The organism is Sulfitobacter sp. G21635-S1, assembly GCF_027213915.1.
In the GTDB taxonomy this organism is placed as follows: domain Bacteria; phylum Pseudomonadota; class Alphaproteobacteria; order Rhodobacterales; family Rhodobacteraceae; genus Sulfitobacter.
The window spans coordinates 39,549-53,174 of the sequence record NZ_JAPWGV010000034.1 but is presented as its reverse complement, the minus strand read 5'-3'; the positions used below and the strand labels follow the sequence as shown (position 1 = coordinate 53,174).

The 13,626-nt window shown below is 62.2% G+C and carries 13 protein-coding genes and 2 pseudogenes; 7 read left to right on the top strand and 8 right to left on the bottom strand.

The features are described 5' to 3' along the window. Positions 1-174: 174 nt before the first annotated feature. A complete protein-coding gene (locus tag O4H53_RS24095; protein WP_269367524.1) occupies positions 175-333 on the bottom strand; it encodes a DDE-type integrase/transposase/recombinase in 159 nt (52 codons plus the stop codon). Positions 334-553: 220 nt separating this feature from the next. Here O4H53_RS24095 and O4H53_RS24090 point away from each other — a divergent pair, with 220 nt between their 5' ends. The 7 genes and pseudogenes from O4H53_RS24090 (at position 554) to O4H53_RS24065 (ending at position 6,363) form a co-directional block, all read left to right on the top strand. Then, entirely contained in the window at positions 554-1,840 is a 1,287-nt protein-coding gene (locus tag O4H53_RS24090; RefSeq protein WP_269367523.1) for a hypothetical protein, read from the top strand. Between the two features lie 87 nt (positions 1,841-1,927). Beyond that, positions 1,928-2,056, top strand: a pseudogene (locus O4H53_RS24085) (helix-turn-helix domain-containing protein); the annotation flags it as partial. 235 nt (positions 2,057-2,291) lie between these two features. Then, positions 2,292-2,399, top strand: a pseudogene (locus O4H53_RS27225) (type II secretion system protein E); the annotation flags it as partial. A 286-nt stretch (positions 2,400-2,685) separates the two neighbouring features. Then, a complete protein-coding gene (locus O4H53_RS24080) occupies positions 2,686-3,636 on the top strand; it encodes a Bug family tripartite tricarboxylate transporter substrate binding protein (RefSeq protein WP_269367522.1) in 951 nt (316 codons plus the stop codon). Further along, positions 3,633-4,094 carry a tripartite tricarboxylate transporter TctB family protein gene (locus O4H53_RS24075; protein ID WP_269367521.1) on the top strand — a complete coding sequence of 154 codons (462 nt, stop codon included), beginning with the start codon at positions 3,633-3,635 and terminating at the stop codon, positions 4,092-4,094. The genes O4H53_RS24080 and O4H53_RS24075 overlap by 4 nt, the downstream gene beginning before the upstream one ends. 29 nt (positions 4,095-4,123) lie before the next feature. Next, positions 4,124-5,599 (top strand): tripartite tricarboxylate transporter permease, encoded by a 1,476-nt coding sequence (locus tag O4H53_RS24070; RefSeq protein WP_269367520.1) that lies wholly within the window; start codon positions 4,124-4,126, stop codon positions 5,597-5,599. A gap of 14 nt (positions 5,600-5,613) precedes the next feature. Continuing rightward, positions 5,614-6,363, top strand: a complete 750-nt coding sequence (locus O4H53_RS24065) for an amidohydrolase family protein (protein WP_269367519.1) — start codon at positions 5,614-5,616, stop codon at positions 6,361-6,363. Positions 6,364-6,375: 12 nt separating this feature from the next. Here the strand turns inward: O4H53_RS24065 and O4H53_RS24060 are convergent, their stop codons facing one another. From O4H53_RS24060 to O4H53_RS24030, 7 genes are read right to left on the bottom strand one after another with little or no spacing between them, the layout of a single operon-like run. Further along, on the bottom strand, positions 6,376-7,326 hold the full coding sequence (locus O4H53_RS24060) for an SMP-30/gluconolactonase/LRE family protein (protein WP_269367518.1): 951 nt from the start codon (positions 7,324-7,326) through the stop codon (positions 6,376-6,378). Next, complete coding sequence (locus O4H53_RS24055) at positions 7,323-8,615, bottom strand: TRAP transporter large permease (RefSeq protein WP_269367517.1); 1,293 nt, start codon at positions 8,613-8,615, stop codon at positions 7,323-7,325. Before O4H53_RS24055 ends, O4H53_RS24060 begins: the two co-directional genes overlap by 4 nt. After that, a complete protein-coding gene (locus O4H53_RS24050) occupies positions 8,616-9,131 on the bottom strand; it encodes a TRAP transporter small permease (RefSeq protein ID WP_269367516.1) in 516 nt (171 codons plus the stop codon). It lies immediately after the preceding gene. A 1-nt stretch (position 9,132) separates the two neighbouring features. Further along, positions 9,133-10,101 (bottom strand): TRAP transporter substrate-binding protein DctP, encoded by a 969-nt coding sequence (dctP, locus tag O4H53_RS24045; protein ID WP_269367515.1) that lies wholly within the window; start codon positions 10,099-10,101, stop codon positions 9,133-9,135. A 54-nt stretch (positions 10,102-10,155) separates the two neighbouring features. Next, the gene (locus O4H53_RS24040; protein ID WP_269367514.1) at positions 10,156-11,097 is read right to left on the bottom strand and encodes a tripartite tricarboxylate transporter substrate binding protein; all 942 of its coding nucleotides are present in this window, start codon (positions 11,095-11,097) and stop codon (positions 10,156-10,158) included. Next, a complete protein-coding gene (locus O4H53_RS24035; RefSeq protein ID WP_269367513.1) occupies positions 11,094-12,134 on the bottom strand; it encodes an amidohydrolase family protein in 1,041 nt (346 codons plus the stop codon). The genes O4H53_RS24040 and O4H53_RS24035 overlap by 4 nt, the downstream gene beginning before the upstream one ends. Continuing rightward, positions 12,131-13,624, bottom strand: coding sequence for a tripartite tricarboxylate transporter permease (locus tag O4H53_RS24030; protein ID WP_269367512.1), 1,494 nt, complete (start codon positions 13,622-13,624; stop codon positions 12,131-12,133). The genes O4H53_RS24035 and O4H53_RS24030 overlap by 4 nt, the downstream gene beginning before the upstream one ends. Positions 13,625-13,626: the final 2 nt, after the last annotated feature.

Genomic DNA, 13,626 nt, shown 5'->3' with positions numbered 1-13,626 from the left:
GCGAACATCCGGGAGGGCAGAGGCAAAATCCGCCGCGCCCCGCAGGGGTTTCGCCAAAATTGCCCATTTCTGCGTTAAGAGAGCTTGAAATAGCTGGCTATTCCTGCGCTCTCTTGCCTGGAACTGAGCAATTTTGGACTGAAACGGGTGGGCGACAATGAATGTCAACACGACCTAGGACCGAAGTGTGTCCGTGACGATCCCTTTGGGCCGCCCAAATCGTTTGACCAGTGACTTCAGAGCACGCGTTGCGGCTTGGCTATCGCGCGTGGACTGCAGAATTTTCTCCGGTACGATCCCGTCCTGATCAACCGCGCGCCAGAGCCGGAACATCCTTGAGCCCATCGCAGAAACACAAAATTAAGCAACACAAATTTTCTGGACTTACAACAACGAGCGACCCAACATGGGCATCGGCGGTTTAACACCCGCAGTGAGAACCGGAAACCTCTGCATGAATGCCATGGCTGAACCCCACTAAATACAGAGGGATTACCTCGTGGCTGAGCCAGACAGAGAAGCGATAACCGTTTTCCAGCAGGGAGTATTTTAGATGACCAAACTTACATTCAACGCGGCTGGGCTGAGCCTTGCCCTATGCCTGGGTGCCAGCACTGTGTTCGCGCAGGCGATTAACGGATCCGACCTGACCCTGTCGGGCGATATCACCCAGAATGGTTTCGGCCCGAACTTTTTTGGTGCCGGTAACAACACTTTTGACGGGCGCGCCTGCATCGGGCCTGCATGTGACGGCTCCGAACCCTTTGAACAGGGTCCGCTGCGGCTGAAATGGTCCGAGCCCGATATCCTGTTTGAAGACAGCTCCTCAACCTCTGGCATTTCCAGCAACGATTGGCGGTTGGTGATCAACGATTCCTCGACGACCAAATTCGCGGTGCAGGATATCGACGGGGGCACTTTCCCCTTCACCATCGAGGGCGGCGTGCCAAGCAATACGCTGGTGCTCGAAACCTCCGGAAAAATCGGCATGGGTACGGTCAACCCCCTGACCCAACTGCATATTGTCGATGGCGACAGCCCCACCCTGCGGCTCCAGCAGGATGGCAGCGAGGCCCTGCCTCAGCAAACCTGGGACGTTGGCGGCAACGAGACGACCTTCTATGTTCGCGACGTCAACAACAGCAACCAGATGCCGTTCAAAATCCTGCCCGGTGCCAACACCAATTCGTTCGTGATTGCGGACAACGGCAAAATCGGCCTTGGCACCACGCTCCCCGAAGAGCTTCTGCACATCCGCTCCAACGCCATCAACACCGACGCTTTTGCGCTCTTCGATGCCAATGGCGCAGGCTCTGACGCGGCTTTCCGTCTGCGCCAGAATGGCGTGACCCCAACCACCTGGGAGTTCCGCAACCAGCAGGACTCCGGCCGCCTGAATGTCGGCATCGCGGGCGGCAACACGCCGCTGAAAATCGACAATGCCGCCAACAACAACCTGATGCGACTGGGGCGGAACGGCAAGCCGGGTGAGGTGAACATCACCGGCACGCTGGTGGTGAACAACACGCAACTGAACGTGCCGGATTACGTCTTTGCAGACGATTACGCGCTGCGTCCGCTTTCCGAGGTACAGTCGTTCATCGACGCGAATTCTCATCTGCCGGATGTCCCATCGGCGGCGGACATTGCCGCGAAAGGTGTCGACATGACCGAAATGCAGATGATCCTGCTGAAAAAGGTCGAGGAGCTGACGCTTTATACGCTTGAGCAGGATGCGGTGATCGCGACCCTGAAGGAAAAAGCGGCGCAATCTGACGCGCAGGCAGCGGTCATCGCAGCGCTGGCAGAACGTCTGGCAGAGCTTGAGTCTACACGCTAAGCGCTAACAATTGAGGTGCTCCCCGGTGGATTCACAAACGAAGTGCAAATTCTCGATCAAGACAGTGAGTTGCATGGAGTATGAAGAATGGAAAGCCACTACAGTCACTTGAAGCTGGATGAACGACGCAAGCTTGCAAAGTGGCTTGAAGCCAAAATGCCGATTTCAGAGATCGCGGATCGTCTGGGCCGGTCTGACCCGCAACGAACCATATACGCCGCACACGGCCTAAAGGAGCAAGCAAAACGAGTTAGCAAGACCCGTAAGATGATGGTGCATAAGTCTGCCGCCAAAACCAAGACACCCCGCCAAAGGTCCCGGGCGACATAGCTCGCCAAGCTGTAAGGGACTTGCTTTGCGGAACCCATCCACTGCTCGGCAGGGTATTGCGAAGCAATGTCCCGAGAGGGAGGGCCAGCGGTCAAAACCGCGCAAACAGGCCGGACACAGGACATTCGCCAAGATGCAAGACTACATCCGGAAATCCATTGATGTGATCGTTCAACTCGGGCGGGCCGAGGGGAAGCGGCGGGTCACGGAGTTCTATCTGCCGGACTGACAGCGGAGCCCGGCAGAATGGCGAAAGCGCCGAAACCTTCATCCGAGTGGCGCATAAATCACCAGAAGCGTACGAACTGGCGATACAAAGCTCTGGGATAGCTGACAGAGATTAAGCTTTTCTGTATTAGATATGAATTTATTCGCGCTTTTGTTAAGAAGCAATCAATGTCATGTTTGGCAAACCGGTTGGGAGGCCGGTTTCGGCCATGGCTGGGATTGTACCGGCAGCCGAATTGTTTCGCCGCCGTCATTAGCCGGAACTCAGTCACACTCGGGAGGACATCATGACATTCACACGCCGTTCTGGCTTGGCCCTGTTGGCCAGTCTCACACTCATGCCTTTTGCAGCCCTGGCGCAATCGGACTATCCGAACCGTCCGATCACGCTTGTCGTGCCTTATGGGGCAGGCGGCACCACCGATATATCCGCGCGCCAGTTGGCGGCGATGGCCGAAAAAGTCCTTGGCCAGCCGATCGTGGTCGAAAACCAGCCCGGTGCCAGTGGCACGAACGCGATGCGCGCCGTCGCAGCTGCCGATCCCGATGGCTATACGGTGATCGCAACGACCTCGTCGCCATCCTTTGTCACCCCGGCCCTGCGCGACGTGGGCTATGACACGCTGACCGACTTCATCCCGATCCTGAACTATTCCGGCCCGTTCCACGGCGTCGTCGTCCCGGCGGACAGCCCCTATGCGACTCTGGATGCGCTGATCGATGGCGCCAAGTCCGGCGTTGTGACCTATGGCACGGCTGGCGCAATGGGCGGGGCACATCTGGCCTTCGCCTCGGTCGCAAAGGACACCGGCGCCAAGCTACAGCACGTGCCCTTCGATGGCGCGTCCAAGGCGACGGCAGCGGTTCTGGGCAGCCATGTGGACGCGGCGCTGGTCCCGGCCTATCGCGATCTGGTCCTGGACGGTCAGCTGCGCCTGCTGGGCGTGCTCGACGGCACGAATGATCCGGATTTCCCCGATGCACCGACACTGAAAGAGGCCGGACTCGCGGCGGAGTTTCCGTCCGTCGTGGGCATCATGGCACCCGACGGCACCGACCCTGCGATTATCGCCAAGCTAGAAGCGGTCTTCAGCCAAGTCGCCTCGACCGACGAATTCAAGACTTTCATGACCGATCTCAGCCAGCCGGTGCGGATCATGTCGGGCGCGGAGCTTGGCAAGACGATTGAAGAGAACCTGAATGCCTATCGCGAAATTGCCAAGGATCTGAGCAATTGAGCACGAATGGCCACGGCGGCGGGCTTGCCCGCCCCGGCTTCCGGTCGCTGACCGCGGGCCTTCTGCTCGCGGCGACGGCCTGCGGCCTGTACACCCTGAATAGCCAGATCGAGGTCTTCGGCTTCGGTGCGTCAGGCCCCGATGCCCGCAGTTTCCCCCGTGTGGCGCTGTGGATGCTGGCCGCCGTTGTCGCGCTGCGCCTGATCCTGAGTCTGCGCCAGGAAGACGACACGCTGAGCGCCTCACGCCTGCGCCGCGTAATCATCGTCGCGGCAAGCGCGGCCTTGGCACTCTGGGCGATGCCGCGGATCGGCTTCTTCGCAGGCGCGGCCGGTATGGGCATTGTCGTGGCGCTTATTCTAGGTGAACGAAAGCCGCTGTTGCTGGGCCTGCCGATTGTCGTGGCGGCCATTGTTGCCTATGGCGGGCATCAAGGGCTGAACATCCCCCTGCCCTAGCATTCCCCGACTGCAAAGGAGCGCACGTCGTGCTCGTCGACGCCTTTCTCGAACTTCTGAACCTCTGGGTACTGGTCGCAGCCCTGGTCGGGATCATTTCAGGGATCATCATCGGGGCGATTCCGGGACTGGGCCCGACCATGGCCATTGCGCTTTTGATTCCGGTCACATTCTCGATGGAGCCGATCCCGGCGATCATCCTGCTTTTGGGCGTCTATCAGGGTGCGATCTTTGGCGGATCTATCTCGGCCGTACTGCTGAACGTGCCGGGAACGCCATCGTCGGCGGCCACGGCCATCGACGGCTTTGCCATGGCGCGACGCGGCGAAGGCGGCCGGGCGTTGCGATTTGCCCTCTATGCAAGCATCTTTGGCAACATCTTCAGTTGTCTTGTCCTGATGGCGCTGGCGGAACCGCTGGCCCGCTTTGCACTGGATTTTGGCCCGGCGGAGATGGCGATGTTGATGCTGTTCGCGCTGCTGGTGATCGTGCTGTTCGGCGGCGGATCGAAGCTCGACGCGCTGATCATGGTGCTTGTCGGTGCTTGTGCCGGCATCGTAGGCCTGGACCCGATCAGCGGCACGCCGCGCTTTACCTTTGGGTCCTTTGCCTTTGAAAACGGTTTTCAGCTGATCCCGGTGCTGATCGGCCTGTTCGCCATGTCCGAGGTTCTGCTTCAGGCATTCGACCGCGAACCGCTGGTCGGTGATACCAAAGTGCCGCCGCTGCAATCGTCCGTCGTTCGGTTTGCCGAGCTGTGGCGGATGCGGGCGACGCTGTTGTTGTCGTCGGTCATCGGCACCTTTGTCGGCATCCTGCCGGGGATCGGTTCGACCGTGCCTGCCTTCATGAGTTACAACCTCGCCCGCGCGCGCTCTGACGCGGCGGAGCAGTTCGGCAATGGCGCGCCCGAGGGCATCGCGGCACCCGAAGCCGCGAACAATGCAGTCACCGGCGGCGCGCTGGTGCCGACGCTGGCCCTGGGCATCCCCGGCGATGCGGTCACGGCGGTGATCCTGGGGGCCTTCATGCTGCACGGGTTGGCGCCCGGGCCGTTCCTGTTCCGCGATCACGGGGTGGAGGTCTACGCCATTTTCGAAGCGCTGTTGCTGTCGTCGATCCCGACGGTGATCCTTGGATTGCTGTTCTTTCGCGTCGCGATCCACGTCACCCGCATCCAGCCACGCCACCTGTTGCCCGCAATCACGATCCTTGCCATCTTTGGCGCGTTTTCGGTGAACAACAGCCTGTTCGACGTTTGGGTGATGCTGGGCGCGGGTGTGCTGGGCTTCTTGTTTCAGCGTTCGGGTTTCCCCTTGCCACCGCTATTGATCGGACTGATCCTTGGCGCGCCGTTCGAGCAGAGCCTGCGGCAGGGGCTGCTGACCTCGGGCGGCGGCTATGGTATCTTTTTCGGGTCGCCGATCACCGTCGGGCTGGTCGTGCTGATCGGACTGTCGCTGGCCATCAGCCTGGCCCTGAGTCTGCGAAAGCCGCGCCCATGATCACCGATTGCCACATGCATTCCTTTGACAGGACCCCCGGCCCGCAGACCGGCGCCTATGTGCCGCCTGCCCGCGACATTCGCGACTATATGGCAGAGGCCGCACCAGTGGGTGTCGGGCGCGCTGTGGTCGTGCAAGCCTCGGTTGATGGTACGGACAACAGCCGCCTGGTGCAGGTGCTGGGCGCTGAGGGTCCGGTCGCCCTGCGTGGTGTTGCGATGATCGACGGCGATGCCGACCTGCCGGCACTGCATGCCGCCGGCATCCGCGCGACCCGCGTGCAGGACCGTGCGCGACTGGGCGACAGCGCGCTTGAGGCGCTGCCCCAGCTTGCCGAACGGGTGGCCGAGGTCGGCTGGCATATCGAACTGAACACTGAGCCGCGAAGTTTCGAGCACATCGCCGCCATGGTGCCCTTGCTCCCGGAGGGCGTGCGGCTGGTTCTTGATCACATCGGTCATGTCGATCCGGCAGAACCGCAGGCCCTGCTGCGGCTTCTGGGCACCGGGCGCGTCTGGGCAAAGCTCTCGCCGACGCGGGTCAGTACCGATATCGGGCGCTATGGCGACATTGCCGCGCTGATCGAACAGATCGGTTCGGCGTTTCCCGACCAGATCATCTGGGGCAGCGACTGGCCGCATGTTATGACCTGCGAACCGCTGCCCGAACTTCCGCCGATGCTGGCGCTGTGCCGCGAGGCACTGAGCACCGACACCTTTGCACGCTGCATGTGGGACAACCCCGAACGGCTTTATGGATTCTAAGCCGTTGCCAATTCAGGTGGCACCGGAAAACATCGGCGCACCCGCAATGTTCAGGATGTCGGGGAAATCAGCCTTCAGAATGCTGCCGCTATCGCTTTCGGTGATGTAGAGGGTCCGCCCCTGCGGTCCGCCAAAGGCACAATTGGTCGTTCCCAGCTCGCGCGGCGAGCGTACCACGGCGATGGGCCGGCCCAACACGTCATGTACCCAAACCAGCCCCATGCCGGTCTGGCACACCACGACGCCGCCATTTGAGGTGAGCGCCAGTCCGTCCGGCCCGGCGCGCCCGCCCGAGAACTGGATGAACAGCCCCGCCTTGTTCACCCGCCCCGAGGGCGACATCGGCAGCCGCCAGACCGCATTGGCCCGCGTCACGGCAAGGAACAGGACATGTTCGGCCAGATCCAGCACCAGCCCGTTCGGGCTGGGCACCCTGTCGATCAGGCAGGTCAGCACACCGGTCTCGGGCACCCATTTCCAGACGCGCCCCGAAGGGTCCTGCAACCCGGTCTGTCCCTGATCGGTGAAATAGAGCGCCCCGTCACTCGCGAAATGCAGGTCGTTGCAGCCCTTGAAACTTTCTGTATCCGCATCGCCAAGTGCCTTGGAGACCGCGCCCGTCTCCGGGTCCAGCAGCATGATGCCGTTCTGGTAATCCGCCAGAAAGATCCGCCCGTCGCGATGAATCTTCAGCCCGTTCGGCTGGCCGTCATATTCCGCGATCTGGGTGATTTCGCCCGCCGGGTCGGCGCGAAAGACACGGCCAAAGGGGATATCGACGAAGTACAGGTTGCCCGCGCGGTCGAACGACGGCCCCTCAAGGAAACTGTCCGCAGGCGCGCCGCGCCGGTTCTTCTCCGCCCAATAGGACGGCTGGCCGGTGCGCCGTAACGTCGCGGGCAATTCGGTGAAAACCTCGGCATCAATGACGATCGGTTCTGGGAAGGGATAGGTATGTGTCATCCGAACGTGAACTCCGGCAGGAACAGGGCGATGTCTGGCACGCCGATAAGAAGCAGCATGAAGGCGACGATGATGATGAAGAAGGGCAGGGTGCCCATGATCACGTCCTCGACCTTTACCTCTTTTGAAGACGAGGCCACGACAAACAGGATCACGCCAAGCGGCGGGGTCAGTTGGCCCAGTTCCACCAGGATCACCACGAAGACACCGAACCAGATCGGATCGACGTCCATTGCCAACAGCGCCGGAAAGATCACCGGCACGATGATCGCGATCATGCCAAGGCCCTCCATGAAGCAGCCGAGGATGGCAAAGACCGCCATGATGATCAGCAGGAAGGTCAGGCGCGAGACATTGGCCTCTTCCAGCATGCCGACGAGGTCCTCACCGATGCCGGACAGCGCGGTCGCATAGGCGAAGATCATCGAGGTGAAGACGATGAACAGGATGTTGCCGCTCATCGAGGCGGTGCGGGACAGTGCGTTCCTGAGCAGTCTCAGGCTGAGCTTGCGATAGAGCGCGGCGATCAGGATGGCGCCGACGGTGCCCACCGCCCCGGCTTCGGTCGGCGTGGCATAGCCGCCATAGATGCTGCCCAGAACGATGACGATCAGCATCAGGAAGGGCACGATGTCCAGAAGCGCGCGGCCGAGATCGCCGGCACTGGCCTTTGTCTCGGTCTTCGGCGCCAGTTTGGGGTTGATCAACACCCGCGCCATGATGAAACCCATGTAGCACAGCGCCAGGACGATCCCCGGAACCAGACCGGCGGCGAACAGCCGCGCAATCGAGGTTTCGGTAAAGGTGGCGTAGATGATCATGGTGATCGAGGGCGGAATGAGGATGCCCAGCGTGCCGCCGGCGGCCAGCGACCCGGCAACGAGGCGCTTGTTATAGCCGCGCGACGAGAGTTCCGGCAGGGCAACGGTGGACATGGCGGCGGCGGTGGGGGCTGACCCGCCCGAGATCGCCGCAAAGATGCCACTGCCCGCGATATTGGTGTGCAACAGACCGCCTGGCAGCCGGCGCATGAAGGGCGCGACCCCGTTGTAAAGACGTGTCGACAGGCCCGAGCCGAGCAGGATCTCGGCCATGAGGACAAACAGCGGAATTGCGGCGAGGGTAAAGCTGTTCGCGGCGCCCCAGCTGACAAGGCCAAGCGCCTTCCAGCCGCCAAAGCCCTTGAGCAGCCAGATGTAGGTCAGACCGGCGCCCGCTACGGCGAATTGCACCCACATACCACCCAGGATCAGGCCGATCAAAAGGCCGAAGGCAAGGATCGCTTCCATTTATTCTGTCCCGGATTTGCGAAAGGTCAGCAGCATTTGCTCGACCAGGAAAAACGCCAGCAGGGAAAATCCGAGTGGCAGCATGATTTGCGGTATCCACAAAGGTGTGCGCAGGACCGTCGGAGCGAATTTGCCACGCGAAAACGAGGACAGCGTCAGATCCTTGGTCTTCCACGCCAGGATCACGCAGATCACCAGCGCGATCAGCACGAAGGCACGGACCAGCCAACGGCGCGTGCCACCGGGCCAGCGTTGCAGCAGGAAATGCACCTGAAACATCGCATGACCACGCAAAGCCAGCGCCGCACCGAAAAAGGTTATGAAGACCACGCCATAGCCGGTCAGTTCCTCGGCAAAGCCAAGCGAATAGTTGAAGCCCCCGCGCAGAAGCGCCTCCAGGCAGACCAGAGAGACCAGCGCCACCAGAACCGTGGCGGTCAAAAGGCCGGTAAGGCGCGCCACCCCGTCAAAGAGGGGACCGGCCGAAACCGGCCCCGTTTTGCTGTCGAGCTGCATCTTATTTGCCGATTGCTTCGCGCACGGTGGCGAGGGCGTCGACGTACTCGGGTCCGTTTTCCGCGGCCCAGGCTTCCCAGAAGGGTGTCAGCTTTTCGCCCGCCATGGCCGCATCGCCCTCGGCCGCATCAACCAGCGTCATGCCGGCTTTTGACTGCGCCGCCTTCTGGACCTCTTCATCTTCGAGGAAGGCGGCCGTGGTCTTGGGGCCTTCCTCGGCCACGATTTCGCGCAGCTTGGCCTGCGTGTCCTCGGACAGCGCGTCAAAGGCGTCGGCATTGGCGATGATCATCGAGTTGCCGTAGTTGACCGCAAAGCGGTAGTTGTAGGGCAGGAATTCGTGCCAGTTCTTGGCCCCGCCCGCCGAAGCGGTCAGCACGCCCTCGATCACGCCGCGTTCCAGCGAGGTCGGCACTTCGGAGCCCGACAGGGTGATCGGTGCGCCGCCGAATTCCTCGATGAATTTGCCCTGTTCTGGCGAGGTCACGCGGATCTTGTGGCCTTGGAGGTCGGCAAGGCTGCCTATCTCGAACGTGGTAAAGATGGTTTGCTCAGGATAGCGATAGCTGCCCAGCAGCACGACGCCCTGCTCTGCAAAGGCCTCGACCAGTTTCGGTTCGATCGCGGCATAGGCCTTGGCCCATTCCTCGTCGTTCTCGATCAGCATCGGCAGGTTCAGCACCCGCGCCAGCGGAACCGAGCCCGAGAAAAAGAAGTCCGCCGCCATGTCGATGATGCCATCGCCCACGGCCTGGGTGATGTCAGCCGAGGCGATTTGCAGGGTTTTGCCCAGATGCAGGGTGATGGTCAGGTCGGTATCGGCAGCGACACGGTCCACGATGCGGTTCATCCCCTTGACCGCAGAGGTCGTCGAGACAGAAGAATAGGTGTAGGCCGTCCACTCGTCGGCATGGGCCAGTGTCGTGGACGCGGCGATCAGCGCCGCGGCGCCAAGGGTTTTGATGGTCATGATTTTCCTCCAGTGTTGATTGATATTGCCGGGTTTGTCCGCCCGGTATTTCGTTTACTTCCAAGGGGTTTCAGCCCAGATCTGCGCGGCGACGCCGTCCTGCTTTGCTGCCGTTTCGGCGAAATCGTCGCCGACCATGAAGGCGATCGGATTGCCTTGTTCGGCCATCATCGCCTGAAAGGCGGGGTTCGCGTTCACGGCCGTCAGAGCATCGCGCAACTGCTTGGTCGTGGCGTCGTCCATGCCCGCCGGGGCGACGATGCCGCGCAGCGATGACATCTGAACGTCAAAGCCCAGTTCCTTGGCCGTCGGCACGTCCGGGCGGAACGGCGAACGCTCGTTGGCCAGCACCGCAAGCACACGCAACTCGTCTGGGAAGTTCGATGTCTGGCCAAGTGCCATGGTTCCGGCGGCCACATGTCCCCCCATGATCGCGGTGCGGGCGTTGGACGCACCCTTGAACGGCACCAGCGTGAATTCCGCGCCCGAGGCGGCCGCCATCATGTTGGCGCCGAAATGGTCGTTGCCACCCAGGCTGGACAGCCCCAGGGTGATCGCACCCGGATCGGCCTTGGCGGCGTCCAGCAATTCGCCCAGCGTCTGGAACGGCGACGAGGCCGCGACCGTGATCGTATTCGGGTCCTCTACGAAATTCGCAAGATAGGTGAAACTGTCCGCATCGTAGTCGGCGGTGCGGTCCTTGGTCAGTGCCAGCGCGGCGGGCAGGTTGAAGGTGCCCAGCGTGTAACCATCCGGCGCAGCCCGCGCGACTTCGGTAAAGCCGATCTGGCCACCGGCGCCGGGCATGTTCTTGACCACGACCGATGCGCCGTCCCCCAGTTCCTGCTCCAGAAACTGTGCCACGGTACGGGCCATCACGTCGGTGCCACCGCCGGCGGAATAGCCGACGATCACCTCGATGGGTTTTTCCGGGTATTCGGCTAGCGCGACAGTGGCCGACAAGGCCAACACAAGTGCGGTTAGGGTTTTCTTCATGACGGTATCCTCCCAAGGTCATGTGAAAAAATCTGTTCGTCGATGTTGTAGGACCGCGCGGCGCTGCGCCAGAAAAGGGCATGCTGTTCTTCGGCGGTCAGCGGTGCGGCAATGCGTTTGAAGGTGTTCCACAGCGCGCCATATCCGACCTGTCCCTTGTCCACGGGAAAGTTGCTCTCGAACATCGCGCGGGCGGGGCCGAAGAGGTCGATGCAGGTCAGGATCCAGGGGCGCCAGTCTTTGGCCAGTCGTTCAGAGAGCGGCGGCAGGTCGTCGTCAGCATAGCGCCAGCCAAAGACGCCAAGACCAAAGCCGCCGATCTTGACCCGCGTATTGGGCAGGGCAGCAACCGGGGCCAGCGCGTCGCGCCAGGCATTGAAATTGTCGGGGTCAAAGCGGTCATGCGGTCCGACACCCAGCGGCCCGCCACAATGATCGACGATGACGGTCAGCTCCGGCACGGCCTCGGCCAGCGCGCGAACCTCGTCCAGCTGCGTCTGGTAGGCCCAGACATCAAGGCTCAGGCCCTCTGCGGCCACCGCTTGCGCCCCGGCGCGGAACGCATCGCTCCGCAAAAGGCCGTCAGGCGGCGGGTTGGGATTGGAACGCACTGCCGCATCGGCGTGCCAGGCGGTGGTGTTGCGGATGCCCTTGACCCGGCCCTGCCCCGCCTCGGCCAGCGCCTCCAGCACCGGGCGCACGGCGTCGCCCAGTTGCAGGTCGGCCATGGCGATGATGCCGACCGGGAAACGGTCGTGGTCACGGGTCCAGTCCAGCACGGTCTCGACCTCGCCCACCGGGCGCAGCGCCTCGGGGCCATGCGTGCGATAGCCTGTCCGGCATTGCACATAAAGGCTGGCCCGCACATCATGGCCCGCCCCAACGTCTGCCATCAGCTCCTCTGCCCGATACCGTCCCTCTGCCCGGTCCCATAGGTGATGATGGCAATCGAAGATGGGTTGCCCCGGCGCAAGAACATCTTCCTGCGTCAGGGCGAGCCAATCCTCGCGGATGCTATGGTGCGGGCTGGCGGTCATGATTTACTGCTGTCGATAAAACGCTTTTTCAGCGTCGGACCAATGATCACCGCGACGGTGAGCGCGACGAGGATCAGGCTCGTGGTGTTCTGAAACAGGATCATCGGGTCGCCGCGGCCGATCCGCAGGGCAAGGCGCAGGTTTTCCTCGGCAAAACCACCCAGGATCAGGCCCAGCACCACCGGCGGCAGCGGGAACTTGAGCCGGTCCATCACCCAGCCGATCGCGCCGAAGCCCAGCATCAGGTAGACGTCGAACATCCGGCCATGGATCGAATAGACCCCGATCAGCATCAGCACGATGATCACCGACCCCAGCAGCGGGCGCGGCAGGTTCAGCAGGCGCGCAAAGGAGTTGGTCGCCAGCGAGCCGCCGAGCAGCACCAGCAGGATCGCGCCAAAGAGGAACTGCCACATGAAGCCGAAGACGATGTCGGGGTTGTCGCGGAACAGCATCGGCCCGGGTTGCAGACCATGCACCAAGAGGCCCCCCAGCATCACCGCCGCCACGGCGGTGCCCGGGATGCCCAACGTCAGCGCCGGGATCAGCGCCGAGGCGGTGTCGGCATTGTTGGCCACCTCGGCGGCAGCGACGCCCTCGGGTTCGCCCTCGCCCCAGGTTTCCGGGTGCTTGGAGGTGCGGCGCGCTTCGTTGTAAGACATGAAGGCCGCCATCGAGCCGCCCGCGCCGGGCAGGATGCCGATCCAGATGCCGATGAAGGAGCCGCGGATCCAGGTCTTCCAGTAGTTCATGCGCGGCAGCGCCTTCCAGATCGACTCGGTGCCGAGCTTGGAACTGTTGATGCCATCGGTCTTGAGCGGCGTTTCCAGCAGGTCGATCACCGGTGGCAGCGCGTAAAGGCCAACCAGCAGGATCACGATGTTGATGCCGTCCAGCATTTCCAACTGGCCAAAGGTAAACCGATCGTTGCCATAGATCGGGTCCGAGCCGATGACCGAAACGAAGACCCCGAAACAGGCCGAGATCAGACCCTTGATCGGGTTGCCGCCCAGCAGGAAGATGATCGAGGCAAGGCCGAAGACCGCGACCCAGAACACCTCGGACGGGCCGAACAGCAATGTTACCTTGGACAACGGCGGCGCCAGAAGCATCAGCGCAAAGGCCGAGGCGATGCCGCCGATGGCGGAGGAGACCACCGCGACCTGCAGCGCGAAGCCACCCTCGCCCTTCTGCGCCATCGGGTAGCCGTCAAAGGTGGTGGCGACGGCGGCGGGGGTGCCGGGAATGCGCAGCAGCACAGCGGGGATCGCGCCACCGTACATTGCGCCGTTGTAGATGCCCGCCATCAGGCCAAGCGCGACCAGCGGCTCCAGTCCGAAGGTAAAGGGCACGAGGACGGAGATCGCCATGGTGGCCGAGAGGCCCGGCATGGCACCTACGACGATGCCTGCGATGACGCCGATTACGACAGCGGCAAAGTTCGTCCAGGCAAAGACATCCGGAAGGGCGTGAAGAAGATCAGCATACATGG

Coding starts and splice junctions, on each gene's coding strand:
- O4H53_RS24095 (WP_269367524.1), bottom strand. CDS start 333: ATGTTCCGGCTCTGGCGCGCGGTTGATCAGGACGGGATCGTACCGGAG.
- O4H53_RS24090 (WP_269367523.1), top strand. CDS start 554: ATGACCAAACTTACATTCAACGCGGCTGGGCTGAGCCTTGCCCTATGC.
- O4H53_RS24080 (WP_269367522.1), top strand. CDS start 2,686: ATGACATTCACACGCCGTTCTGGCTTGGCCCTGTTGGCCAGTCTCACA.
- O4H53_RS24065 (WP_269367519.1), top strand. CDS start 5,614: ATGCATTCCTTTGACAGGACCCCCGGCCCGCAGACCGGCGCCTATGTG.
- O4H53_RS24060 (WP_269367518.1), bottom strand. CDS start 7,326: ATGACACATACCTATCCCTTCCCAGAACCGATCGTCATTGATGCCGAG.
- O4H53_RS24055 (WP_269367517.1), bottom strand. CDS start 8,615: ATGGAAGCGATCCTTGCCTTCGGCCTTTTGATCGGCCTGATCCTGGGT.
- O4H53_RS24050 (WP_269367516.1), bottom strand. CDS start 9,131: ATGCAGCTCGACAGCAAAACGGGGCCGGTTTCGGCCGGTCCCCTCTTT.
- dctP (WP_269367515.1), bottom strand. CDS start 10,101: ATGACCATCAAAACCCTTGGCGCCGCGGCGCTGATCGCCGCGTCCACG.
- O4H53_RS24040 (WP_269367514.1), bottom strand. CDS start 11,097: ATGAAGAAAACCCTAACCGCACTTGTGTTGGCCTTGTCGGCCACTGTC.
- O4H53_RS24035 (WP_269367513.1), bottom strand. CDS start 12,134: ATGACCGCCAGCCCGCACCATAGCATCCGCGAGGATTGGCTCGCCCTG.
- O4H53_RS24030 (WP_269367512.1), bottom strand. CDS start 13,624: ATGTATGCTGATCTTCTTCACGCCCTTCCGGATGTCTTTGCCTGGACG.